Source organism: Vibrio sp. B1ASS3 (assembly GCF_905175355.1).
In the GTDB taxonomy this organism is placed as follows: Bacteria; Pseudomonadota; Gammaproteobacteria; order Enterobacterales; family Vibrionaceae; genus Vibrio; species Vibrio owensii.
The window spans coordinates 3,896,157-3,920,891 of the sequence record NZ_HG992742.1; the positions used below are offsets into that span (position 1 = coordinate 3,896,157).

At 41.6% G+C, this 24,735-nt stretch carries 19 protein-coding genes and 3 pseudogenes; 7 read left to right on the forward strand and 15 right to left on the reverse strand.

What is annotated here, in order from left to right; all coding sequences use genetic code 11:
* From KJB05_RS17655 to ltrA, 3 genes and pseudogenes are all read right to left on the reverse strand, one after another.
* Positions 1-1,077 carry an SUMF1/EgtB/PvdO family nonheme iron enzyme gene (locus KJB05_RS17655; protein ID WP_065645815.1) on the reverse strand — a complete coding sequence of 359 codons (1,077 nt, stop codon included), beginning with the start codon at positions 1,075-1,077 and terminating at the stop codon, positions 1-3.
* A gap of 675 nt (positions 1,078-1,752) precedes the next feature.
* A complete protein-coding gene (locus KJB05_RS17660) occupies positions 1,753-2,004 on the reverse strand; it encodes a hypothetical protein (protein ID WP_065645813.1) in 252 nt (83 codons plus the stop codon).
* 676 nt (positions 2,005-2,680) lie between these two features.
* Positions 2,681-4,152, reverse strand: a pseudogene (gene ltrA, locus KJB05_RS17665) (group II intron reverse transcriptase/maturase).
* A gap of 992 nt (positions 4,153-5,144) precedes the next feature.
* On the opposite strand from ltrA, the gene KJB05_RS17670 reads away from it, so the two are divergent.
* Genes KJB05_RS17670 through KJB05_RS17685 form a run of 4 tightly spaced genes read left to right on the forward strand, consistent with a single transcriptional unit; the run spans position 5,145 to position 9,801 of the window.
* A complete protein-coding gene (locus tag KJB05_RS17670) occupies positions 5,145-6,233 on the forward strand; it encodes a CBASS cGAMP-activated phospholipase (protein ID WP_065645812.1) in 1,089 nt (362 codons plus the stop codon).
* A 1-nt stretch (position 6,234) separates the two neighbouring features.
* Positions 6,235-7,560, forward strand: a complete 1,326-nt coding sequence (locus KJB05_RS17675) for a cyclic GMP-AMP synthase DncV-like nucleotidyltransferase (protein WP_065645811.1) — start codon at positions 6,235-6,237, stop codon at positions 7,558-7,560.
* Between the two features lie 5 nt (positions 7,561-7,565).
* Positions 7,566-9,344 carry a ThiF family adenylyltransferase gene (locus KJB05_RS17680; protein WP_082244881.1) on the forward strand — a complete coding sequence of 593 codons (1,779 nt, stop codon included), beginning with the start codon at positions 7,566-7,568 and terminating at the stop codon, positions 9,342-9,344.
* Positions 9,334-9,801 carry a Mov34/MPN/PAD-1 family protein gene (locus KJB05_RS17685; protein WP_065645810.1) on the forward strand — a complete coding sequence of 156 codons (468 nt, stop codon included), beginning with the start codon at positions 9,334-9,336 and terminating at the stop codon, positions 9,799-9,801. The genes KJB05_RS17680 and KJB05_RS17685 overlap by 11 nt, the downstream gene beginning before the upstream one ends.
* 134 nt (positions 9,802-9,935) lie before the next feature.
* Here KJB05_RS17685 and KJB05_RS17690 read toward each other — a convergent pair whose 3' ends face one another.
* Positions 9,936-10,193, reverse strand: a complete 258-nt coding sequence (locus KJB05_RS17690) for a hypothetical protein (RefSeq protein ID WP_244142936.1) — start codon at positions 10,191-10,193, stop codon at positions 9,936-9,938.
* Positions 10,194-10,764: 571 nt separating this feature from the next.
* Here KJB05_RS17690 and KJB05_RS28730 point away from each other — a divergent pair.
* Positions 10,765-11,059: pseudogene (locus tag KJB05_RS28730) on the forward strand (XRE family transcriptional regulator).
* 3 nt (positions 11,060-11,062) lie between these two features.
* Here KJB05_RS28730 and KJB05_RS17695 read toward each other — a convergent pair.
* From KJB05_RS17695 to ftnA, 8 genes and pseudogenes are all read right to left on the reverse strand, one after another.
* Positions 11,063-12,253: an NAD(P)/FAD-dependent oxidoreductase gene (locus KJB05_RS17695; RefSeq protein ID WP_065645809.1), complete on the reverse strand. Its 1,191-nt coding sequence runs from the start codon at positions 12,251-12,253 to the stop codon at positions 11,063-11,065.
* Between the two features lie 138 nt (positions 12,254-12,391).
* Positions 12,392-13,891, reverse strand: coding sequence for a tyrosine-type recombinase/integrase (locus KJB05_RS17700; protein ID WP_065645808.1), 1,500 nt, complete (start codon positions 13,889-13,891; stop codon positions 12,392-12,394).
* Positions 13,881-14,393, reverse strand: coding sequence for a hypothetical protein (locus KJB05_RS17705; RefSeq protein WP_233072677.1), 513 nt, complete (start codon positions 14,391-14,393; stop codon positions 13,881-13,883). The genes KJB05_RS17700 and KJB05_RS17705 overlap by 11 nt, the downstream gene beginning before the upstream one ends.
* Entirely contained in the window at positions 14,380-16,578 is a 2,199-nt protein-coding gene (locus KJB05_RS17710) for a hypothetical protein (RefSeq protein ID WP_065645807.1), read from the reverse strand. Before KJB05_RS17710 ends, KJB05_RS17705 begins: the two co-directional genes overlap by 14 nt.
* Positions 16,575-18,680, reverse strand: a complete 2,106-nt coding sequence (locus KJB05_RS17715; protein ID WP_065645806.1) for a hypothetical protein — start codon at positions 18,678-18,680, stop codon at positions 16,575-16,577. The genes KJB05_RS17710 and KJB05_RS17715 overlap by 4 nt, the downstream gene beginning before the upstream one ends.
* A 129-nt stretch (positions 18,681-18,809) precedes the next feature.
* A pseudogene (locus tag KJB05_RS17720) lies at positions 18,810-19,826 on the reverse strand (NAD(P)/FAD-dependent oxidoreductase); the annotation flags it as partial.
* A 416-nt stretch (positions 19,827-20,242) separates the two neighbouring features.
* Positions 20,243-20,566, reverse strand: coding sequence for a universal stress protein UspB (gene uspB / locus KJB05_RS17725; protein WP_005448571.1), 324 nt, complete (start codon positions 20,564-20,566; stop codon positions 20,243-20,245).
* Between the two features lie 90 nt (positions 20,567-20,656).
* Positions 20,657-21,184: a non-heme ferritin gene (ftnA, locus tag KJB05_RS17730; protein WP_005434576.1), complete on the reverse strand. Its 528-nt coding sequence runs from the start codon at positions 21,182-21,184 to the stop codon at positions 20,657-20,659.
* A 156-nt stretch (positions 21,185-21,340) separates the two neighbouring features.
* On the opposite strand from ftnA, the gene uspA reads away from it, so the two are divergent.
* Positions 21,341-21,766 carry a universal stress protein UspA gene (uspA, locus tag KJB05_RS17735; protein ID WP_005434578.1) on the forward strand — a complete coding sequence of 142 codons (426 nt, stop codon included), beginning with the start codon at positions 21,341-21,343 and terminating at the stop codon, positions 21,764-21,766.
* A gap of 70 nt (positions 21,767-21,836) precedes the next feature.
* Complete coding sequence (locus KJB05_RS17740) at positions 21,837-22,715, forward strand: carboxylate/amino acid/amine transporter (protein ID WP_005434580.1); 879 nt, start codon at positions 21,837-21,839, stop codon at positions 22,713-22,715.
* A gap of 71 nt (positions 22,716-22,786) precedes the next feature.
* Here the strand turns inward: KJB05_RS17740 and KJB05_RS17745 are convergent, their stop codons facing one another.
* The 3 genes from KJB05_RS17745 to KJB05_RS28735 all read right to left on the reverse strand — a co-directional run bounded on the left by KJB05_RS17745 (position 22,787) and on the right by KJB05_RS28735 (position 24,728).
* Positions 22,787-23,386, reverse strand: a complete 600-nt coding sequence (locus tag KJB05_RS17745; protein WP_047512666.1) for a hypothetical protein — start codon at positions 23,384-23,386, stop codon at positions 22,787-22,789.
* A gap of 219 nt (positions 23,387-23,605) precedes the next feature.
* Entirely contained in the window at positions 23,606-24,385 is a 780-nt protein-coding gene (locus KJB05_RS17750) for a class I SAM-dependent methyltransferase (protein ID WP_208445542.1), read from the reverse strand.
* A 103-nt stretch (positions 24,386-24,488) separates the two neighbouring features.
* A complete protein-coding gene (locus tag KJB05_RS28735; protein WP_244142937.1) occupies positions 24,489-24,728 on the reverse strand; it encodes a hypothetical protein in 240 nt (79 codons plus the stop codon).
* Positions 24,729-24,735: the final 7 nt, after the last annotated feature.

Below are 24,735 nucleotides of genomic sequence, written 5' to 3' on the forward strand. Positions count from 1 at the left end.
TTATTTGGAAATCGGTTTTGAATCGTGAATCGTACAACGGAAGCTGTGGGTTGGGGAGTAAGCGTCAAGAACAGGATCTTTACCAAAACGGTCAAAGGTTTTTACTCCGCCACCATCTCGAACAACCTTTTGAATACCATTTTCCGGTCCTTGCGGGTTGTGTTCAGGTGAGTTTAGGTAATACTCTTTTGCATACCAATCATTAACCCACTCCTGAATACCATTACTCATCCCATATATCCCCAGAGGATTTGCTGGCCATTGACCAATATATTCTTCACTACTCGTACTACTATTTACTTCTGAAGGGAGTATATCTATATATTTACCCATATCTGGATCAAAATATTGTCCTTCAGTTAGGGAACGATAACCATCATTGGTTGCATAGTAGTAATGCTGTCCGCGACTCCTTGCCGCAAACTCCCATTGCGCTTCTGTCGGAATATCAAATTCTAAAGTGGAAACTTTGCCCAACCACTGACAGTAATCCTTTGCCTCTTGCCAAGATTTTGTATATGCAGCCTCATTGTTTTTCAAATTGTATTCAATAGCTTTCTTATATTTTTCATCTGTCCGCTCCATACGCTTTGTCTTCAAAGGAATTACACTAATGAAGTTAGTGAGGGCTACCGGTAATCCATTTATTTGACGCATCCATTCCATATCTAAAAAGCTAGTTTCATATTTAGAAATCGAATAAGAATCGAGAGTAACTTTATGTAAATGTTGGGCTCCAGATAGATTAGTAGCAAAGTTAAAACACTGCGCGTCTGGAGACCAATCTAAGCGGTTTTCAGTTTTTGTTGGGAAATCACAATCCATCTTGAAATCACCCATATCGAAGCTTCCGCCTTCGACGAACACCATGTTCTCGATAGCTCGTACCACCACTTCTGCCGCTTTCTGCTTTTGCTCTTGGGTTGCCTCTGGGTAGAACTTATTGATGTTCGACACAATCGTATCGATTTGCTTTTGTGAAACGGTCTCGCTAGACACCTTAATTGCTGAACTTTTGCTATTGCACGCAACCAATAAAGGAAGCACACAAGCCATACCTAACCATCTGTTTTTCATTTGGTATTCCTTTTACTTTATGAGCATATTTTACGCAAAAATAAAAGGTGAGAACAGTTTCAAAGGCACTGTATGACTAGTTATAACGACTGTGTTCCTATTTTAGGAAAGAGGCTGATTGTCACCAGCGATAAGAGACTTAGAAAATATCGTCCTAATTGGACGTTTGATATGTGTGCCATTTACTGGTACTGGAAATTTGCGGTGGAACTGCCAGACCTCCCCTTTAAAGAGCCCTCTAACACAGATATTCATAAGATCATTCAGGATGCAACTCTCTTTACGGTAACAGGGGTTCATACCCTTACAGATAAAAGGGCAAGAATTAGCCCAATCTATTGAACCTGTTTAGGTGAGTGTAGACGCGATACAAGGTCAAAGCTATATTAATGTCTAATCGTTACCGAATGAAATCCGCGGCTAGCCATCTAAGATATACGACATGACACAACAAACTAAAAGAATTCGCCTTTCCGACCAACAGCGTCGTGAAGCAGTTACTCGCTTGATGAGTAGAGTTATTGTGAGTGAGGGTCGTGCCCGCAATATCCAGAAAGTCCACCGTAATGTTATACAACAGATGTGCGTTGCATTTACCAAGGCAGTTCATGCAGAGTAGCAACCACTAGTAATTCTTTCACAACTTTCAACGATGTTTTGTTATCTAACCAAAAGCTAGCGCTGTTGTTGCGTTAGCTTTCTCTCTAGAAATTGAATGAAAATGTCATCTTCTATGTAAAACAGATCATAACCAACATGCTGAATACCCTCTTGCGAGATTTCCGTGATTTGCCCTTTACCATCGTTCTCGAGTGAAAACTCTCGTTGAAGGTTATACATCAACTGATTGAACCGAAGGTCAGCATTGTTGCCCCAAAGCTCCTTCAAAAGTAAAAGCGTAGTTTCTATTCGTTTAGGGTCACGCATTGAGGCGCTCCTTGTGGTCTAACGTCCAAATACATATTTGAATCAATTTTAATGGTGTTAATTATCAGCGCCAAGAGGCAACACGTCTAGCGTACATACATCTTAATTGAGGTGTTCCCAAAGGAACTACTGTTTAAAACCAATACCAAAATTTAACTCTAGTTTTGGTATTTCACACTTTTCTGGTCGTGTATTTGAGCGCAAATACCAAAAGTAACGTTGAATTTAGTACATATACCAAAAATATGCATAAGTTTTGGTATCGCATGTAGAAAATTCAGGATGCAATATCCCTTCAACCAATTTGTATCAATTTTGTACATGCAGGAACCTGTTAGCACCTAAAGTGTTGGAGGCGCTTTAGTCTAGAGGAAGCACCTAATAGAGAAAAAGACAATATAAACCTGATTGATTGGAACGATATCTTTACTTATTTATTACTTGGTCTTTTCCACAAATAAAAGCAAACTCATCACGCAAGTTGCATCACGCAACCTGCGTGATAAGTTTTTTAGCTCGAAGAATGAATCAAGACAAGGTTTGCCATTAAAACGCCGCACACTCTTGTCGGATAGGCGACACCTGTTACCAGATGCCGCCCTCCTGAGAACCGTGCGTGCAACTTTCACTGCATACGGCTCAAGCCTCCACTAAGGCGTTATTGTTACCCAGCAACTCACAAAGCAGTGGCAACAGGGTCAAACCATGAGTTACGACCTGTATTTTTCACCTTACGTTCATTGAGAAAACCTTCCCAAAAAGGATCGAACGGGTTCGCTTGACTCATGATTTTTACATGTCGCTTGATTGGCACTTGACCGATTTGAAACAGTCGGATCACGCCATACAGTCCATCCTTTTTAAACCAGCCATGGAAAATCCATTGCCCTTGATAGTTTAGAAAGTACTTGTGTGCGATCCATTTACGCCCCTTGTTTGGGTGACGCCTGACTGACCATCGCCATAACACTAGAAACATCTGATGGCCAACATAGCCGAAGGTTTGTTTAGCAACACAATGGCGATAGTAATTCGCCCATCCTCGTAGTTTTGGATTCATCATCTTGATGAGATCGGCTACTGGGATTGTTGCGTGTTTTCTGATGAGGTCACGCATGTTTCGTAAGAATGATAATACGTTGGACTTGCTCGGTTTAATGAGCAGTTTTCCTTTGTACTTTCTGGCGTTAAAGCCAAGAAAGTCAAAGCCATCATTAATATGAGTCACATGCGTTTTCTCTTCAGAAAGCGTTAAACCTCTTTCTTGTAAGAAAGCCATCAGTTGCGGCTTAATGTCATTCACTAGGACTTCCTTTGAAGACCCCGTGATAACAAAGTCGTCAGCATAACCTATAAAGTTTACTCTGCTGCCTGTCTTGCGAGCGATAGACTTAGTTAGCTTTTCTAGTCCGACAAGAGTGAGCAACATCAAGGTAGGTGAAATTATCCCGCCTTGTGGTGTTCCCTCTGCTGTTTTGTAGAACAGTCCCTTGTCTATATAGCCACATTCCAGCATTGCTTGAGCATCCTTTTATCTATCGGGATATTATCAAGTAGCCACTGGTGACCTATCTTGTCGAAACAAGCTTTGATATCCCCCTCAAGAACCCATTGTGCTGCTCCCTTTTTGCACAGGCATTTGAAGCACTGCTGTATTGCATCGGCTGCGCTTCTATTGGGTCTAAAGCCATAGCTGTTAGGGTCGGCAATTGTTTCCGATATAGGTTCTAGTGCTAGACGATGTAACGCTTGTTGCGCTCGGTCTATCATGCACGGGATACCTAATGGTCTGAGTTTGCCGTTTTTCTTTGGGATATAGATTCTTCTGAGCGGCTTGGCTCGATAGCCTTTTCTGCTCAGTAAACTGACTGCCGCCATTCGACGTGCATCGGTGTTCCAGATGTCGCCGTCAATTCCTGGCGTTTTACTGCCTTTGTTTTGTGATACTCGACGAACAGCGAGAAGCTTTGCTGCTTTCGAGTGAGTCAGTATCCACTGTAGTGCTTTTGCCTTACCGTGTTTACCTTTTCGGATTGCTTTTGCAATGCGCATCTGGAGCCTTAACACATGGCGCTCAACCGCTTTCCAGTCGAAGGATTGCCATTGGGCGCTGCCAGAAGGGGCACTCACTTCATGAGAAGAGATCATCTGCGTTCCTTCTTGAATAAAGTTTTCCAAATCATCTTGCAACGGGAGACCAGTTGGAAGTGGGCACACTTTCGTGTCAGACATCCGTCTGTATCTGCATCATTACAATGCAGCATTCGCTTTTTCCAACCTCCTTTACCAGCACCGCTATCGGCTCTCTTCACAGACAGCTTTCCCGAAGGAACGATACTGGCTTACCGTGTTCCGCATGTCGCGCAATATCAGGTTAGATGCCCACTATAGTGCGGGGAGCCTGTCGATCACGAAAGAGTATTGTCCAACCTCTTTCCTATTCCCTTCGCCGTTTGGCTACAGCGTATTAACCACTTCCGCTGCTTCAAGCATAACGCACCTTACATGGATTCACTTTCGTTCATCATACTGATTCCCTAGCACTCACCCAATTCGTGGTTATCAGGAGGAGCGTCCCCTCACGGTTTTGCTCCCGTCTGGCACAGAGCCAAACTTCGTTACATTGTCAGGCTCGCTGCTTTATTCAGAGCCTTAGGGTCGTCTGGTGATACAAACGGTTCACTCTTATCGCGGTGAACAGCGCTTCATGCGACTTCACGTCGCACGAACATCTTTGTGTTAGAGAATTTGCTAAATTAGAGCAGTGCGGATAACTTTTGGTATCGAAAAGCACACAATCGTGTCTATACAATTCTAACCAAGCCTGATGATCCATGAGGTCCATCTGCGTCCTGTATAAATTCAATACAAAATTATTCCCAGATAATTAATGCACAAATATGCTCACTGTATATATCAACAGAACGCATTTCCTACGGCCTAGGGTTAGCAGACACTAACAAGAAAGATCCCTCTTTGAAATTATCGTTCATTTTATCCTTTTCAAGCTATTGAAAAATGCTTTATATACCCATATCTTGTGCTTAGTTACTATTTAGGCGTCAATATATGGAATGAATACTATAAATGCAGATTGCATTTATCAAGCGCTCCAGTAACATCAAATTTAAGGAAAAGAAATGAGCGACAACCTCCTTCCCTCAAATGCAATCCGAGTCTTAAGCCTCAATGGCGGGGGCGTCCGAGGCCTGTTTACTATTAGCGTGTTAGCTGAATTAGAGCGGATCCTTGAAGAGTCTTCAAACGAGAGGACGATTAAGATTGGTGACTATTTTGATCTGATCACAGGTACATCCATTGGAGGACTTCTCGCTTTAGGATTGGCCGAGGGAAAATCTGCACGAGAGCTAAAGGATGTTTTTTATAGCAAGGGCGATAAGATATTCCCTCGGCATAAATGGTTCAATAATTCACTGAAAAAAATCAAGAAAGCATTTGGTGCCACTTATAAAACGGAACCATTAAAAGAAACCATTATTGAAATGATTGGTGAAAACACAACATTTAACGATCTTAATAGGCGAGTGATGATCCCTACTGTCAACTTATCAACGGGTCGTCCTCAGTTTTTTAAGACGCCACATAACCCAAATTTCACTCGTGATGGGCCTTTGAAGTTAGTGGATGCTGCTCTAGCCACATCTGCGGCACCTACTTATTTCGAACCATATTTTTGCGAAGACCTTAAAGCATACTTTGCTGATGGAGGATTAGTAGCGAACAATCCTAGCTTTGTAGGTTTGCATGAGGTTTTTGGTGATATGAAAACTGATTTTCCAGATGCTTCATACTCAGATATTCATGTTCTCAATGTTGGGACTATGGGGGAAGATTATGCACTTAGTCCGAAGGTATTGAGAGCTAAAAAGGGCTACCTAGGAATGTGGGGATTAGGAGAGCGATTAGTTCTTACCACTATGACTGCTAATCAAATTTTACATCAGTTTATGCTAAAAAGAGAGTTGAATGTACATGGTGCCGTCGGCAACTATATTAACTTAGATAGTAGGGTCCCAAATGAAGCTGCAGGAGATATTACACTTGATAACTCTACTATTGAAGCACTAGACAACCTAGCTTCTAGAGGCCAGCAGTTGGCAAATGAAGAGTTTGCAAAAGATAAGCGACTGAAGCTGATCTTTTCTAGACCAGCAGAGCCATTTAAATCTAAAGTGACATCTGATACCTCAATGAAAAGGGATCTTTAGCATGAATTGGAATCTACACCACTACTACACTAATCGAACAGACGGCTTAATGGGTAAACTTCTTCTCAGTAAAGAAGATGATGAAAAGCTCTTGTATCTTCGTAATACTATCCGGAAGCGTATTACAAATGTCTTTGAGGAGATTGGGGCTGTCGCCAAAGATCAGGCGGCATTTAGCCAAAAAAGTGAATATCTGTACTTACGTCTACAAAACACAAAGCTTCGGTATCTTACTAATCAACAAATCACTGAAGCAAGTAGTTTGTTGAGTCAAATGGACAAAGATACTTTAAAGGAACTTTCCGCCTTAAAGCCTAGATTTTGGACTCAGGGTAGCTTCAAATACAGAACTTTAAACCGCCCTTTTCACCCAGGCCAAGAAATGGATATTGATGATGGGACTTACCTTCCAATGACTTTCTTTGAGTCAGAGCCAAAGATTGGTCACCAACTTTTAACTCTGCTAGTTGACGCGTCCCTTATGTCATTAGTGGAAGAAAATGTTGGCTGGGAGTTCGATAGCAAACGAACTTGTGCCCGTATAAAAATCCCTCAAGAACGTACACACATTGATGTTCCAATGTATGCCATCCCAAAAGAACAGTTCTTGGAAAAAGAAACCGCTGTACTTAAGGCTTTTAATCGTCGCGGAATGTATGAGTCAGTAGGGACGGAAGCATATGGCTTTATACAAGATTCGGCAGATGATCTCGAGTATGAAAAGCTAGACTCTGAAAATGTAAACCTTGCTCTTAGAGATGGAGAACCTGGTAGCGCTAAGTGGATGAATAGCGACCCGAAGATTGTTGAAGATTGGTTTGAAGGCGAGTGTCGCCGTATAGGTAAACATTTGCGAAAAGTATGTAGGTATATGAAAGCTTGGCGTGATGCACAGTGGCAAGTAGGTGGTCCATCATCCATCAGTTTGATGGCTGCAACGGTTGAAGTCTTGCAGCAACACTTTGTTGACGCTCAAGATATGGGAGAGACAATGAAGGTTGTTGCTGACAACTTATACCAAGAGTTTCTTAAAGGGGTTGAAAGTCCAGATAGCACTGATGAAAGACCATTGTTTCCGCCAGAAAGTCAGCATACTAATAGAGAACGGGATATTGTTGGCAAGTTGAGGTTATTACCCGAACAACTACGAGAAGCAGAAAGAGCTGAATCAAAAAGTGATGCTCTATCTAAGTTGTCTTTAGTTTTCGGAGAGCGAGTTTTTGACCCAGAACTTATTAAGCATAAGGCTGCCGCTCCTGCATTTAGTCAGGAACCAACCAAAGCAAACTCTTCTACACAAATCAGTTCTTCAATGGTGAGTGGATAAGCATAGTGAGTATTACTCATCAGGCTCTACTTAAGCTTGGTTATAGTTACAGACCTATAAACCGTTTAAAAAAAGAGTCCTTTTTACAGAGATACTTCATTTTAGGTGGGGTTTATATAAAAAGACACGATACAAAGTATGGTGCGTTTGAAGTTGCAATGATACAAGCGAGTGACCCGCATATTGAGCTTCCAACTGTCTTTGTAATTGATATGCCGCTAGCTCTCCAAGGGCGGCTAATCCCTCATATATCTCATGAAGGCTACCTGTGTTACGTCGAACAAATGGAAGCTGACTGGAATCCGAATAACTTAGTTGAACTATACAAAACTGTAGATCTTCAGATAAAGACAACATTGGATATTGCAGTAAATGCTATGGACAATGAAGTCAAAGGAGACGAGGAGCTTGATAATGAATTTGTATCTTACTGGTCTTCCACTGCCGAATTATATTCACTCAGCGAACTTCAAAGACACTCCACTTACACATCCGTTTTAGCAAGAGCGACAGGTAAAGAAAAGCTACGGTCAAGCGAGTATATTACCGTAGAGGTTGACAAAAAAGAGCATGACTTACGGACCAATCAGTACTTACAAAGCTGGCTAAATCAAAGGGACTTAGAGTTGGTTCGTCCTGAGAGCCCCGCGATAAAAACTCATTATGTCTGGGTTCGTCCAAGTCGGTTATCCGGTGTAGAGTGGCCGCCTCAAGATCTTAAAGAGGTGCTATCTTGGCTTGAGCTAGTTGATTTCAGCGCAAGAGATCATCTTGTTCGATGCCTATCTAACTCAAAAGCAAAAAGAAATATTGTTGTGCTTGATATTGAGAAGCAAGATCCGGTTTCCCTTTATCTAGAGATAGATGTAAATAGTATTGAGTGCCAGTTTAGTTCGCGGAAAACCCGAAGAAAGAGGAAGCAAACGTCTTTCAAAAATCTGATCGGAATTTTGTCTAGAAAAGGTTTTTGCTCCAAGTTCGCTCGGTTATCAATTACTAGAGCGGATAAATCCGCCTTATTAAGCCGTAATCAACAGAGGGAGTTTGAATTAAGCTCAAAAAGCATTGCTCTAATTGGGTGCGGTACAATAGGGGGATATTTAGCAGAGTTGCTCGTTCGAAACGGAGCTGGCTTAGGTGCGAAATGCTTACATCTCTACGATAGAGATACTCTAAAGCCTCATAACTTTTCCCGGCATACACTTTCTGTATCAGACTTTGGGAGCAATAAAGCCTCAGCTTTAGCTAAAAAGCTTAATAATTCAACACACTTAGCTAAAAGTATTTCTGGATTTGATAGTAATTTTCCTATCAATGAAGGAACGCTTAGTAAGTACGATATTGTTATTGATGCAACTGGTCGCCCCCCTGTATCAAAGAGGCTAGCATTTGTTGTTCGTCAGATGTCCGTCAAACGGCCTACTATCGTTCATGTGTTCAATGATGGTAATGGCAGAGCAGCTAAGGTTTTAGTTGATGACAATCTGAGTTGCTATGGGTGTATGACGGTTGATAAGAGCATCCATCAAGACCATATCGACATGCGCTTTAAAGACCTAGATCTGTCTAAAGAAAAAAAAGTCAGCTGTGGAAATACTTATACAGTTTATGACGCTGGAGTAAGCCAGATTTCTGCTGCTATGGCGTTGGAGGCTGTATTAAATACGCTTAATGTAAGCACGCCTTGGACTTACAGTGAGTTTATCTTAGACCCTCGCCATCGCACCGGAAAGAGAAAGGTACTGCTGCCTCAAAAGCAATGCGTGGTATGCAATGAAGTTTGACAGAGAGCTTACGTATCAAGATAGCAATGGACACCTCGTCGTAATTACTGAACATGTTTTAGCCGTTCTAGAAAAATATAAACAAACTGAAATGCAGGATAATGAAGCAGCAGGTGTGCTACTTGGCGAAGAAAGAGGCCAGCATATAGTTATTACTGATCTGTCTGAGCCCGGATTTGGTGATCTTAGACAGAGAAACCTAGTGGATAGGCGAGGCAAGCACCATCAACAGAAAGTCGATAATTGTTTCCAATTGTCTGGGGGAACGGTTAATTATATCGGAGAGTGGCATACTCACCCCGAGGACTTCCCTCAACCATCGCAACAAGATAGGTCATCATGGTCAACACACCTCAAAGGGGGAACACCTAAGATAGTTCTCATTGTCGGGATAAAAGATTTTTGGATCGGAAAGATGAAAGGGACTAGTTTATCAAAACTCTCCTCTCGCTGGTAATCGAATAAGTTTTTTTATAGTTCTTAGAAGGCACTGAGGCTTGGATTGGGGTATTTTTTGATTTTGACTGACTTGTGCAACAGGCTGCTGCACAATTGGGAAACGGCTTGTTTCACTAACAATCGAGTCTGATTTTAGCCAGCAGGTTGTTGACCAATTTTTTCATCTGGAAGGTCTTGATTATCATCGAAAATTACAACACTTCGACGATACTCCTTTAGAGCAGATAATGCAACTTGAAAACAACTTTCACACATATCAAGATGGTGAGTAATACCGTCCATTTTTGACCAAAATCCCCAGTTAGCAGTCAGTTCACTAGCCTCTTCTAACTGTACGCCATTTGAATCGACCATCGCCGCTAGTACCACAGATCTCACAATATCGTTCAACAACGACTTCTATCGTTTTTTGTCCATAAATTTTCATTGTGAACTCCTGTCGCTGATAAGATTAATTATTATTTGGATGTTAGCCCGTACCAAATAACAAAGTCATTGTACTTTGATTGTTACTCAGCGAAGTATCTTTCTTATTTAGACACGTCAAACATATTAGTAAAACTAAGCCATGAGGTAGAGCAACATGGAACGGCTCAATTGACGTTGGCACACAATGGGGCATAAGCTTGAGCAATGCCTGCATGTTCAGCTAGATTTGAACTCGACAGGTTACAAGCATATACTACTGATGCTTACTATGAGAAACGCGGCTTCAGCTCCACTCGTAGATATATGAATTCAAATAGCCCTGTTCTCTTCCTCTCATCGAGTATTGACCGCAGGTAGCGCTTAATAGAGCCACTTCTAGTGGCTCTTGTCGTATCTGGATGTTAGAAAAGCTAAGATATCTCCTTTCAAATCTGCCAGGTTTATATGTGAGTCGCAACAAACTTAACGTAAGAGACTGATATATACACAACTCCCTATTCTCAGAAAATTGTGATTGTACAAACTCTTCGAAATTTCTATATTTATTTGCTGTAACATTATCACCAAAAAAACAACGTTCTCCCAGAAAGAGCTGAGGATACGTATTGATATTTATGAAAGTTCGGCGAGTGCGCGAATGAATCAGTATGAGAAGGGAAGACACACCCCTGATATAAGCACATTAAGAAAAATGCAGATGAACTTAACTATTTTTTGTGAGGATACCAGCACTGCTGGATTGTTTAATTGCAAAGATGAGTAAGGCTGATAAGCAAAACCTTATCAACCTGATACATACTAACCTTCTAGACTTTGAAAAGAAATAAGCTCTATACGTTTTGCCCTGCGACCCAACCAGAAGACCAAGCCCATTGGAAGTTAAAGCCTCCAAGGTGGCCTGTTACATCAACACATTCTCCAACAAAATAAAGCCCAGAAACATTCTTCGCTTCCATTGTTTTAGAGGATAAATAATCCGTATCGACCCCCCCAGTGGTTGCTTCAGCTGTCCTATAACCTTCTGTCCCATTTGGTTTTATTTCCCAAGAGTGAAGAGCAGCACTTATACTCTCCATATCCCGTCTGCTCAACTGACGAAGTGGTTTGTTTTCAAACACACTCAGCTCGATAAAGTACTCGACTAAGCGTCGAGGTAACACTTTGGACAGCGTTGTTTTAATCTCTTGAGCAGGATTATTTATTACTGCTTTCTCAAGCAAGTCAAGGATATTCAAGCTAGGCACCCAGTCAACTTTAACTATATCACCTTGATTCCAATATGAAGATATTTGTAAAACTGACGGACCGGAAATACCTCGGTGGGTGAACAATAGAGCTTCTAAAAATTCGTGGTTATTACAACTAATACGCACTGGTAGGGCTGTTCCAGTTAACTCTGTTAAACCCTTTTCTCGGCCATCTAGAGTAAATGGAACCAAGGCCGGTTGTGGGGCTATTACTCCCAAACCAAACTGCTCTGCGACTTTCCACCCAAAAGGAGTCGCGCCTAAACGTGGCATTGAAAGTCCACCTGTTGCAACAACTAAAGACTTACACTTAAAGATTCCGTTGGTGGTCTCAACTACAAAATAATTATCTACTATACGCTCAATTTTAGTAACTTCGCACTGATACTTGTAACTAACATTACCGGTTTCATCACACTCATCAATTAACATTTTTACGATATCTTTCGAATCATGCTCATTAACACAGAATAACTGACCGTGGTCGCGTTCTTCAAACTCAATCCCATGCTTGTAGATCATCGAAATGAAGTCCCAATTAGTATATTGAGCCAATGCTGATTTAACAAAGTGAGGGTTTTGGCTTAGATAGTTTTTGGCAGTCACATCATAATTAGTAAAGTTACAACGCCCACCGCCGGCAATAAGAATTTTTCGACCTGGACGTTTACCATGGTCAAGAACAAGGACAGAGCGCCCACGTTGTCCTGCGCTAGAGGCACACATTAAACCTGCAGCGCCTGCACCAATCACAATAACATCATGCTGTACCATAGACTTTTTGCACACTCACAGTAAATTCAAGATAGATTTAAAAGAAGGATTCTACCGTGTTTGTTAGAGAGTTACTCTCTTAATCAAATTTATTTATCTTGTCTAGATACGAAGATGTTTTGGTTGATAACGCTCTTACTAATTTTTATCAACGAAAAGGTTAGCTTCTCGTTCAATCGCCTCCAGCGTACACAATGTTGATTCTAAAACACCCTCATTCAACTTTAGTTGTTTAATCTGCTTTCTCATGTCACTTACTAGCTTGGTAATGGCATTGAAACGACTATGTAAATTTTTCACTTCATAAGCATATTCAAAAACATCAAGCTCTTCCCATGCCAAATCAATGTATTCATTCAAGCTTTTAGGATCTTTGTGATCCGTGAAAGTGGCTACTTTTTTAAGAATTGTTTCATAATCTTTGTCATTAAAATTATGTAGGTTTTTTAAGGGATTCTTGTCCATAAAAGAAATTAGGTGTAGCTTAACCATATTGGTAGCAAAGCGATGCCTAAACATGCTTTGACAGTTTTTTACCTCAATATTTGCACGCTGACTTAACCTTTTAAAGTCCATATAAGCTGCTGATTGTTTTACCGACTTACCAGTTTCTGGGGCCAAATAGATGATATCATCTACCTCAGATTCATTAGATATCAGATCGTACTTCAACAGTCTATTTATGAGATTTTCACGATGGACAGACATAAATAAATCAAGTCTCATCGCAACACTACGTTCTATGGGAATTATACGAAATCGTGCCTCTTCACGTTTGTATGTAGGAATTTCGAGCCTTGCACTTTCAATGTGTGCTACATTTGAACTATAGGGAATACGAACCAGTTCTTTTGGCCTTAGCCCTGTAGCTTCAAGCAACTCAAGTTGAATGCGCCTTCTGTGATACATATAGTTGAGGTGTTCCTTTTGATCCTCCTTATCAAACAGCTGGGACAAACGACTATTGAGTTGCATTTCCTCTCGAGTGTCATTCAATGTATCCCATAACCTCTTAATAACCGAAGCTGCAATTGGTGCTTTGGGCTTATTTGCAGATGTAGGCAAACTCGTAGGGAACACTTCTGACGACCCAAAGTTCCGCCCATTTCTACCTCTTTTTTGAACGACTTTAAGCTTAATTTGGTATCTTTTTTTAGGCGCATCGACGCCAATCAGATATTGAGCAGGGCAATGTTCTGTTTGAAACCACTTTAGAAAGGCGACACACTTAGGAAGGATAATGCGTGTGATTGTGTCATTATTTCGAGCACGGGTTAACCCATCAAACTTTTTCTCAGCGACCAATTCGCTAATCAATTCATCGATATGCGAGGTTGTTAATTCCCAAAACTCAACATTGTGCTGGTAACAGTAACGAGCGAGATGAGATAGTGAAGATGCATATGTACCAACTGTTCCTCCATCTTCTTTGGTGATGGTTACTTCACTTTCCGAAACTAAATACGCAAGATACATTTCAATAGGAAAGCAAGTTGTACCATCTGGCCAATGAAACAAGTAAACACCTTTAGATATATCTTTATTCGTTAAAACTTCACCGGTGTTCCCATCAAAGCGAAGTACAGAAGGAAACTCAACATCAGGGATAAAAGTGTATAGTTGCTTTTTACTCTTCATTATCAACCTTTATCTTCAAGCCAAAATAATCTGCATATAGCTTTTTATGTTTGCTGTATTCGAGTTGATTACCGTTCGAATTAGCTATCAAATCAAGAGTCAGTCGATTAAGATCGTTATAAGCTCTAACCAAAACCGCTTGATTACGGCGTAGGTTGTCTATCTGTTGCTTAGCTTCCTCTAGTGGCGTCAGGTTTGATCCTTCATTACTTGATTCTAGAGGCATATTTTTATGTCTCCGATTGATCTCCTTTCTAAGGTTGTCAACTACATCATAGCCATCGAGGTTTCCCTCACCTTGAATATGGCCTTTACAATATTTCTTGAAGGAGTTCAGAGCCATTCCTTCAATTCCTTTTGTCCTGCGCTTAAGTTTTGCAAGGTTTTCTTGCCTATCACATTTAGAAATCAGCCAGGAATAATTATCAGCGTTGTCATAGAGAGCCTTTTTCATTTCACTGTACAAGTTAATGACAGACTGAGCTTTTTTATTTACCATCATTGCTCTCCCCATCTTTTTTGACAACTCTAAAAGCAACTTTTGCTTTTTCAATCAACCCATTGCGCTCACTAACGCTATAAAAAACAATAGAAAAGTCACCTTTTTTCAAACGGACCTTTATATAAGCTGCAAGTTCATCTTCTGGAATTGAAGTATAGTCTTTAACCCTAAAATGCTTACAAGCAAGTTGGTATAACTCCTCAGTATTTTGCATTTCAAGTAAAGAACTTTTTTCATGAAAATACGCTATTTGTTGACGAGCGTAATCAGCTTCTATCTCTGTCATTTCTGAGCCTGGATTGTTTGACTCGATGTAAGCAAGGACATGTGCAGGATCGGCATGACCAGCGATCCACCGACACGCATCGATTGATGAATGCTTAAAAGACCAAAAGAAAGTTAGAAGGAATGTTTTACGCATCTCATGGATGTTGATATACCAACGTCGACCATACTCATCGACTGTTGTTTGATGGAAGTCGCAAAATCGCTCTAATGTTCCGATAATAGCGTCAGAATCAAGAATGCTTCCCTGTCTATTATTTGAACCTGTATTTAGCTGATAAAGCAGATAATTAGCTTCATGCTGACTTGGTTCATTAGCAAATTTTTGAGTAATTTGATTGATTTTTTGTAATGTTTGAATTGCTCTTGCTGTAATTTTGGGAATAGGTTTGGCTGTCTCAGGTAGTTCATCATTAGTGCCTGACTTCATGAGGTCATGAACCATCCAGTATCCATCCCCTCCCTTATAGAATAAGCAGTTATATGGCAGACGAACTATCTCTTCCATCCTCATTGGTTTTAGTCCTGCGATTAAAACAAAGCAAGATGCCTTCAATATTTCCAACAAACAAACAAAAGATAATCCAGACTTCTCACCAAGTGCTTTATTCTTCGAGAATCCCTTAAATTCTTCATCTAAACGAGAAAAACTTACCACATTAAAATTTTTTTTAATTTCATCAGGTAAAATAGATTTCAATACATCGACTTTCTTATATTTACAATTATTACCTCTATCCAAATGTCCTCTAATTTCAAGCTCAGCTAGTAGCTTTTCATAAAAACCAACTATGCTCTCTGCATGATTTAAAATCATATCAATAGATTTATTTAAAGTAAGCAAGCTCGTTTCTAAAGGTATCCAAGGTGTGTGACTGGTGGGAGATGCTTTTCGAGAAATATAAGAAGAAATTTCCCCAAGTCTTATTGTGTCTGGGTTGGGCAAAAATTCTCTAAACATTTCCCAGTATTGAAAACCTTTCTTAAAAAGCTTAACAATCGGTTCTGCGCCTGCATCTGTATATACCTTTTTTTTTATATCTCTAATTAATGGTGTTCTATGGGATGGAAAATCAGTGTATTGATTGACTGGTAATAACACCTGATTATTCTGCTCAAGCAACTCTGGCTCAAACTGCCGAAAGAACCAAGTTCCAGAGTGCCCATAAGCATCTTGCTTAGAAAGAGCATTATTTTTGTATGCTTCCTTTCTATCGATTACTTTTATTCCTTGGATATTTTCCTTATATAGCCCATTAGTTTTAAAAAACAAGATAGCTTTTTCTACTGTGCTAGAGTCCAGACTTAAAGGATCAGTATGACTATCCAAGTTAATTCCGATTTCAGCCATAAAGCGATGACCAAAACGAAGTGCACCAAATGAGCCTCCGCTTATAACTTCCTTACAAAACTGCTTTATATCTGACTGTGATAACTTAGAAAGACCGTATTTATTGGGCTCAAACCTTTCCTTGTGAAGATAGAGCCAGTTTACAAATGTTAATATTTTTGATCCCACATCCTGGATAGACTTTGATGCCATAGTATCTTGATTTATAGGGTCATCAACTATTAGAAAGAACCATTTTTGTAACTGGTGCAAGAACGATTGGTTAACTTCATCTGTAAGAAAGGTTCTATCTGGTAACTGCCTAGCCCAGTTAACGCTGACGGTATAGCTGTATTTTTCACAGCTCTGTTGGTTTTTTACTTTATTCTTTTTTCCTGTTTTTGGTGTTCGAATTATCCACTTTTTAGCATGAACATCCGAAAGCAACCACCTAGCCTTGTAATCAGTCTCAATAAAGCTATCTATAGCATCAAACGCCGAAAGAAAATCTATAATTTCATCGCTTGAATGTGCCCGATTTAAATCTATAAGAGAATTAAAAGGCTTCATAACACTTCCCCTTTTGATATAAAAAGATCACCCCAGTTTGTTCTACTAAGTAACAATCTAGCTTGCTTAGTAGCTCTTTTATGCATTTCAGCTATACTTGACTCTTTATTCGCAGGAAGCGAATTTATGAGGTGATTTGCAAGTGTAATAAAAGCAAGTGGTGATAACTGCGTAGCATCATCTACCTTCAGCAAGTCTTTTGAACTTACAGAACTATTTAGTGCTGCGAGTCGATATAAGTAAAGTGCTGTCAATGTATTTTCAGAAAGTGGAACATCTAAACTTCCTTTCACCTCATCATCTATGCTTTCCACAGACAGTTTACGCAGATGCTCAACAAGAGGGCTTTTATTATCTTCATCTTCAAGGGTCGTCATAAGGAAGCGATGGATTTCTTGCCAAGAATTAAAATCTACAGCTTCAAGGCAGTATTTCTCCTCAAATGTAGCTGCGAGAATAAACAAGTTCTGAAATCGCCGAACTAATCTTGTATTGTATTGGGCTATTAAAGGCGCTGGGATGTAGTGCTCAAGTGCGACTTTCTTAGTGTTTCCCAAAACTCGAGACGCTGACGTTATCGAACCAGTTCTAAACCATTCTAAGACACCTTCAGTTGCACGAATTTTAGAGTGAGTTAGCGCACCGGGGCCTAACCCTACATCAAGTAAGGAAGTAAAATGGCTTGATAGGTGAATTCGTCTATGCCCTCGTTTAGTTGAGCGTGCATCTTCAACTCCTGTTATGATTTTACTAACCTTGCAAGAGTTAGGATTTACTAGCCCTTTTATCTTTTGGGAGTAAGCCAAAAACAGAAAGTTATGTTGTTTCTTGTTTTTTATCAGATGTTGATGCTTCTCACGAATTTCATGCAAAAACTCAAATATATCTATGCTAACGTCATCAAGATGTTCTTTTTTCATATCTGATGCACGTGATTTTTCAATAGAAAAAGATACTCCTAAATCATCAAGTTCCAGTAAAGGTTGTCCATCTGTATGTTTTACCTTAGCTTGCAGCAGTGATATGTAAGTAAACTTGGGATTAAGCATCATCAATAACGCTATCAAGCAACCAATGTCTGCGTTGCGCAGGTAACCGAAGCACCAATCAAATCGGTGAGATAGGCTTATATTATCGGTAGATTCAAAACCTAACTCAGGTAAACACACAACATCATCACTTGTGATTGCGGAATCAGATATCTTGTTGGGTAACTTCACTGTGGGAAGATCATGTATATTGAGAATGCCATTACATTCAGAACCAACTACATACATAAACAGCATTGAGCCAAATAATGACGTTGGATTGGCTATATTTCTTCTACGCGGAGGTTTTGGTTTACCATTTTTACCTAGATCATTCTTGTCATAAAAGTAATCATACCGATCACCATTTTTATAGCGTTCCAACAATATAGGGTGTTTCTTAGGAAAGTCTTCCATCAAAGATTGAGCAAAGTCATAATGTGTTTTGATAGCCTTCCAATATTTCATCAAACTATCATGCAATACATCCCGTGTTCTCTTTAAATCAAATTCGAACTCATCAAGATATTCAGCATCATTTCTAGACAATGAGACTGGTACTAGGACATTGTTAATAGTGTGCTCAACTTCAACCGCTTGTTTTTCACCTATCAAAGTATCATTCAAGCTACTGTTTTTAGTTACTTCACCAGTTTTTTTCATTTTTGGAATGATGATATTTGGAGGTATAACATCACGCTCCTTAATGAAAATTAAAAAAGGTCTAAGGTTCTTATTCCACTCATCTACACGCGTTGATAGTGCTTTATTAGCATTAGATACAAGGGTAATTGAATATGCAGTCTTGACTAATTCACGCCATCCCTTTGTATCGGTAGGTAAATGATCTATGCATAAATATTCAAGTGCTGCATATAATGTACTGTTCATACGCTTAAGCCAAGACTCTAAAGTCTTAGACCTTTTGCCTTCACAGTAGAGAATAAATAAATCAGACAGCACGTCCCTGTCTTGAAGGTTAAGATGATACTTTGAAAGGGAAGCAAATCGACCTACCCCTTGATCACAAGTGTAGTTAAAGCCAGGTTTGCCATTTTTAACATGATATTTCACAATCACACCTTATTGTCATTAATTCAATCAAAACCAACAAAATAAAAGTGTTGGAGTAAGCATATAAACCAACAGCTAAAGTGTAGTATTGACTAACTTTTTGACAACTTAGTGTGTTAGGAATGTCCCGGTGCGATAGCCTTCTGTGCCATTTGGTGCAACCGCCCAGTTTTCCAGACGCTCAACGATGGTTGCCATCTCTTTCTGGTTGAACTGCTTAAGAGGTTTGTCTGCTAATTCTTTACGTTCAATCAGCACTTCAACCAAACGCTTTGGTAGCACTTTTGCTAGCGTGTTCTTCAACGATTGGTTCGGATGCTTCTCGCGGCTGCGTTCTAGTAGCTCGGCGATATCATCGTTTGGTACAAGGTTAATCGTCACCTTCTGACCCGCTTTCCAGAATGACGAGATCTGCAGTACCGATGGACCAGACAAGCCGCGGTGAGTAAACAGCAACGCTTCTTTGAACATGGTGCCGTCTTGCGCGGTGATTTCTGCCGGGATTGCGATGCCCGATAGTTCAGCGAAATCTTCTTTGTCTTCTTTGTGCAGCGTAAACGGCACCAGACCTGCTGTAGTGGTAATTACCGGGATCTCGAACTGTTCAGCAATCTTGTAGCCGAATGGCGTCGCGCCCAGTTTAGGCATCGACAGACCACCCGTTGCTACCACCAAAGATTCACATTCGATATTTTCAGTACCAGCATGCAGACGGAAGCCCGCATCGGTTTTCTCGATCGAATGTACATCACATTGGTAGCGTTGTTGGATGTTTGGCATATCGCATTCTGCTAGTAGCATCTTAACGATGTCTTTTGCAGTAAACGCATCAACACAGAACAACTGTCCGTGATCGCGCTCTTCAAACTCGATGCCATGCTTGCTGACCATCGAGATAAAGTCCCAGTTGGTGTACTGAGACAACGCCGATTTCACGAAGTGTGGGTTTTGGCATAAGTAGTTGCTCGCTGAGACGTCGTAGTTAGTGAAGTTACAACGACCACCACCTGAGATAAGGATTTTACGTCCTGGCTTTTTCGCATGATCCAGTACGAGCACACTGCGTCCGCGTTTGCCTGCTTCTGCTGCACACATCAAACCCGCCGCACCTGCGCCAATTACAACAACATCAAATTTCTTACTCATGGGTAACGCTCAATTACTTATTTAGATTGGTTTATACCCAAGTAACCTCGAGATGCTTGGTTCAGCGAGGATGACTTGGTTTGTAGGCGCGGCGGCGATTTAAAGGTTTAGTGGGTCTAAATCAAAAATCGACAACAAAGTATACAAGCCAAGGCAACTCGCCCTTCGGGAGCGTGTCATTGACCCGATTTCTACGTCAAACAACTTGGAAAGAGCTAGCTATTACGCTGCGTCGTTTTCCTTGAACTCAAATCAATGACAACGCTCTGAACTCTGCATCTTGAAGTCACTTGGGTATGTAAGTCCAAAAATAAAAAAGGATGTGCGTAATGCACATCCTTGCTTTCTGCGGGCGCTATTCTAACGACAAAAGTCGAGCGGGAAAAGCGCTTAAATTCCAAGCACAGCTCGCTGGCTTAAAGAATGAAGGCTGCCAGTAGGGTCACACCAAGTAAAGCGGTCGATAAAATGAATAACCCGCGCACCCTTTCGCATTTGCCAGTAAAGATCTCATCGTGATGATGGTGATACTCTTTACTCTTAATGTAATGGTACAGCCGCACCTGCTTGGTGACGTTACCATGGGTGGTGAAAAATCCATTGCCATCCACTTGCTGATAAAGCAAAGGATGCGCTTCACGCATGATGTAAATTAAAGAACGAAGAGCGGTGAGATAACGGACCATGTTTACTCCCGTTACTACCATTAGCGCAAATAAGATTGTGTCTCCACTGATCATCTTTTCCTCCCTACATCTTCAACGATGCTCAAGAGATAAAGACGACCAATGCTTCGTCCTTAACCCGCTGCTTACCGCGTCGGGAACACGTTATGCAGCTGGAGCACCCATAATTGAAGATGAACCTTCTTTTGCCATTTGTGCTAGATCTTTATCGATGAAGAACAATGCTTTACCGTCTTCACCAACTAATTCGATCTTATCTAAAATCCCTTTAAACAACTTCTCTTCTTCGTGCTGTTCAGCCACGTACCACTGTAGGAAGTTAAACGTTGAGTAGTCTTGGCTTGTAAATGCAACATGCGCCAATTTATTGATCTTTTCCGTGATCATTTGCTCATGTTCGTAGGTTTCACGGAAAACATCGCCAAGGCTAGCAAAGTCATGCTTAGGTGCTTCAATTGCACCTAGGATTGGCATTGAGCCAGTTTCACTTACATAAGTGAAAAGACGTTGCATGTGCTCCATTTCTTCTACGGCGTGAGCGCGTAAAAATTCAGCCGCACCTTCAAAACCTTTGTCTTCACACCAAGCACTCATTTGTAAGTATAGATTGGATGAGAAAAATTCTAGGTTAATTTGCTCATTCAATTGTTCAACCATAGTTTGAGACAGCATGTTAACTCCTATTTATGTGCATGCGTTTTGCGCCACTATAACATGATTACTGTGGCAACACTTTGTACCTACGATATTGATATGAGATCACTTCAGCAAAATTATCTGACACTTAGTGCTAATCTGACACTATGACCTTATCAAGGAGATAGCAATATGAGTTACAAACACGTACTTGTGGCAGTCGACCTCTCAGACGACAGTAAAGTGTTGATTAAGAAAGCCGTGTCACTGGCTAAACCTCTGGATGCGAAAGTCTCTTTCATTCATATCGATGTGAATTACGCCGAGCTTTACACCGGGCTTATCGACATCAACATGGCGGAGGCGCAACACCAAGCGATGGAAGCGTCTCGTACACAGTTAGCGAATTTTGAAGAATACGCAGAGTACCCAATCACGCATACGTTAGTTGGTAGCGGTGATTTGAGTAACGAGCTGTGCGATACCATTCAGGACTACAATATTGATTTGGTGGTTTGTGGTCATCACCAAGATTTCTGGAGCAAGATTCTTTCGTCGACGCGTCAGCTTATTAACTGCTCACCCGTCGATATGCTGGTCGTACCGCTAAAAGACTGATTTGCGTTGGCGTGACCTCAAAACTTGGTTAGACTGCGGGCACATTTGTTGTTGATAAAGATTCTCATCCATGGCTTATCTATCCGCAGTTACCCTACTTTGGGCATTCTCATTTAGTCTGATCGGCGTTTACCTTGCCGGTCAGGTTGACTCTTGGTTCTCTGTTTTCATGCGCGTTGCGCTGGCGAGCTTAGTCTTCATTCCTTTCTTAAAATTCCGTGGCGTAAGCAAATCTCTGATCGCGAAGTTGATGATCGTAGGCGGCTTCCAACTCGGCTTAATGTATTGCTTCTACTACCAGTCTTTCCTACTCCTTTCTGTACCAGAAGTACTGCTGTTCACCGTATTTACCCCTATTTACGTCACCTTGATTTATGACTTCTTGAAAGGTCGATTCTCGCCTTGGTATTTGGTTACGGCGGCAATTGCTGTGCTGGGCGCGGCGTGGATTAAGTTTGCGGGCATCAATGAAAACTTCTTGATGGGCTTTTTGGTCGTACAAGGAGCGAACCTGTGTTTTGCCATCGGTCAGGTCGGCTATAAATACATTATGGAAACCGAGTCGGTTGAACTGCCGCAGCACACGGTATTTGGCTACTTCTACTTAGGCGCATTGTGCGTGGCGACCGTCGCTTTTGCTCTGATGGGGAACTTGGACAAGATGCCAACCACAGCAACACAATGGGGCATACTGACTTACCTTGGTTTGATTGCATCAGGCTTTGGTTACTTTGCGTGGAACAAAGGCGCAACCATGGTCAATGCTGGCGCACTTGCGGTAATGAACAACGCGCTTGTCCCTGCTGGTTTGATTGTGAATATCGTAATTTGGAACCGCGATGTTGATGTGACGCGACTTGCCATTGGTGGAGCGATCATCATGCTATCACTGTGGATTAACGAAACTTGGGTGAAAAAACGCGTAGAAATGAGTTACGCCAACAAGTAACGCAGCTAATCCTACAAACATTTCGACAATAAAAAACGCCCTCCAACTGGAGAGCGTTTTTTTTGATTCGATTAATGCACTTTGGCTTGCGAGCTTGTGCTCATCAACGTGTTCGGTGGCGTTGGCAGCAACACCTCTAGTTTGGCATTTCGCGCTTCAAGCTTGCGCTGGCGTTTGAGCAATTTTTGCTGCTTTTTGGCCAACTTAAGCAACTTCTTCTGCTGCTTGTAGTGTTTCTTAACCGCTTTCTTCGCCTTCTTCAGCGCTTTCTTATCTGACAAATCAAACATAGCTGGCGCCTCTAGCTGAGTGGTTGAGGTTACGGCTGCGACTTTTGCTGCCAGTTTCTTCTCTTTTACTCGTTCTACAACACGTTTAACGATCGCGGCTTTCTCTGCGCTTTGTTCTGGTGCCATGATGATCGGGGTATCTTGAGTTAGAGATGGGGTTGGCAGTGCTTCCGCCAATAGACCACAAGCCTGTTGCTCGGATAGCGGTTTGTCTTGGCACTTTTGAGGTGGAATCGCGGCAGGCTTACACAAGGTGTTTTTCGAGGCAGAAGAACGAGCACAAGAGCGGCAGACAAACTTAGGTGCTACCACCAAGCGGTGAATGTCACCCAAACTCTCAGCAATCTGTTTGCGGCTCATCTTACATAAACGTTTCGCCATGCTACTACTCCAGCTTCCCAATTCTCGACTGTTTTACTCTACGGCATCACACAAGTGAAATAATAATAATTCTTAGTTAGATATACAGTCAGTATGCCGAATTAGCAAGAGAAAAGTATCAATAAGCAGAGCAAACACCAGATACAAACACAGCGCCAAATTAGGCGCCAAATTAGGCGCTGTGAGAAGAAGTTTTGTGTCGTCAGACGTTTAGTCGAATTACGCCATTGATGCCTTCACATACACATCAAAACGGTTCTTTTTGGTTTCGATTGCCATGCTCGGCTTTTGCTCATCAAGCCAGTTGGCGTAATCAGGGCGTTTGACCACCACACGCTTACTCGCCAATGCCATTGCTGGAGCAAGCAAGCCATCTGCATCAAGGTCTGCACCAACCAGAGATTGGAAGACACGCATCTCTTTTTTCACCAATGCCGATTTCTTTTTGTTTTCAGGGTGCGGGTACATTGGATCGAGATAAACCACATCTGGCTGAACGAAGTCTTTATCTTGCGCCAATTGTTCTAGCGCATCATGACTTGAAGCGTAAATCAAAAACATGCGCTCTGATACCCAAGTACCGATCTCTGGATCGTGTTTCGCACGAGCCAAACCGTCATCCAATAATGCTGCGACTACTGGGTGACGCTCAACCATTTGGACTTTACAACCCAACGACGCCAATACGAACGCATCGCGCCCTAAGCCCGCGGTGCCATCAAGCACGGTTGGAGTTGCGCCTTTGTTCAAACCCGCAGCTTTCGCGATTGCTTGACCTTTACCGCCACCGAACTTGCGACGATGCCCTACTGCACCACCAATCAAATCCACAAAGATTGCACCCAGCTTTGGCTCATCCACTTTACGCAGCTCTAAACGCTCTGTCGTGAGGACTAAGGCAAAGTCACTGTCATCAGTGTGAGAAAGCTGCCAACGCGCAGCGAGTTCATCAAGGTGAGACTGTTGAGATGGGTCTTCACAAATCAATTGCAGTTGCAAAAGGAGGCTCCAGTAAAAATCGGTTTAACTGGCGCTGAGTGTATACCCAACCCGCCTCTAATTGCTAGGTTGGGGAGAAGTTAGATGACGTTCGTCTGGATAGTTAAAGCTGTTGGAGTTCGTCGACTAACTCAGCCAAAGGTTTAGGATGCCCGATACCGTAACCTTGCCCATAGTCGACACCAAGCTCGATCAGCAGCTCTCTGACTTGGTCATTCTCAACAAATTCCGCCACCGTGACTTTGCCCATCGACTGACCGGACAAGTTGATCGCGCAGCACTCAGAAACAAGGATAACAACATCAGGTGATAGATAGTTGCCCTGTGCATCACGGACACACACCAGAGCT

What these genes read in the sequence shown, in the direction of transcription:
- KJB05_RS17655 (WP_065645815.1), bottom strand. Translation starts at nt 1,077, where the DNA reads ATGAAAAACAGATGGTTAGGTATGGCTTGTGTGCTTCCTTTATTGGTT.
- KJB05_RS17660 (WP_065645813.1), bottom strand. Translation starts at nt 2,004, where the DNA reads ATGCGTGACCCTAAACGAATAGAAACTACGCTTTTACTTTTGAAGGAG.
- KJB05_RS17670 (WP_065645812.1), top strand. Translation starts at nt 5,145, where the DNA reads ATGAGCGACAACCTCCTTCCCTCAAATGCAATCCGAGTCTTAAGCCTC.
- KJB05_RS17675 (WP_065645811.1), top strand. Translation starts at nt 6,235, where the DNA reads ATGAATTGGAATCTACACCACTACTACACTAATCGAACAGACGGCTTA.
- KJB05_RS17685 (WP_065645810.1), top strand. Translation starts at nt 9,334, where the DNA reads ATGAAGTTTGACAGAGAGCTTACGTATCAAGATAGCAATGGACACCTC.
- KJB05_RS17695 (WP_065645809.1), bottom strand. Translation starts at nt 12,253, where the DNA reads ATGGTACAGCATGATGTTATTGTGATTGGTGCAGGCGCTGCAGGTTTA.
- KJB05_RS17700 (WP_065645808.1), bottom strand. Translation starts at nt 13,891, where the DNA reads ATGAAGAGTAAAAAGCAACTATACACTTTTATCCCTGATGTTGAGTTT.
- KJB05_RS17705 (WP_233072677.1), bottom strand. Translation starts at nt 14,393, where the DNA reads ATGATGGTAAATAAAAAAGCTCAGTCTGTCATTAACTTGTACAGTGAA.
- KJB05_RS17710 (WP_065645807.1), bottom strand. Translation starts at nt 16,578, where the DNA reads ATGAAGCCTTTTAATTCTCTTATAGATTTAAATCGGGCACATTCAAGC.
- uspB (WP_005448571.1), bottom strand. Translation starts at nt 20,566, where the DNA reads ATGATCAGTGGAGACACAATCTTATTTGCGCTAATGGTAGTAACGGGA.
- ftnA (WP_005434576.1), bottom strand. Translation starts at nt 21,184, where the DNA reads ATGCTGTCTCAAACTATGGTTGAACAATTGAATGAGCAAATTAACCTA.
- uspA (WP_005434578.1), top strand. Translation starts at nt 21,341, where the DNA reads ATGAGTTACAAACACGTACTTGTGGCAGTCGACCTCTCAGACGACAGT.
- KJB05_RS17740 (WP_005434580.1), top strand. Translation starts at nt 21,837, where the DNA reads ATGGCTTATCTATCCGCAGTTACCCTACTTTGGGCATTCTCATTTAGT.
- KJB05_RS17745 (WP_047512666.1), bottom strand. Translation starts at nt 23,386, where the DNA reads ATGGCGAAACGTTTATGTAAGATGAGCCGCAAACAGATTGCTGAGAGT.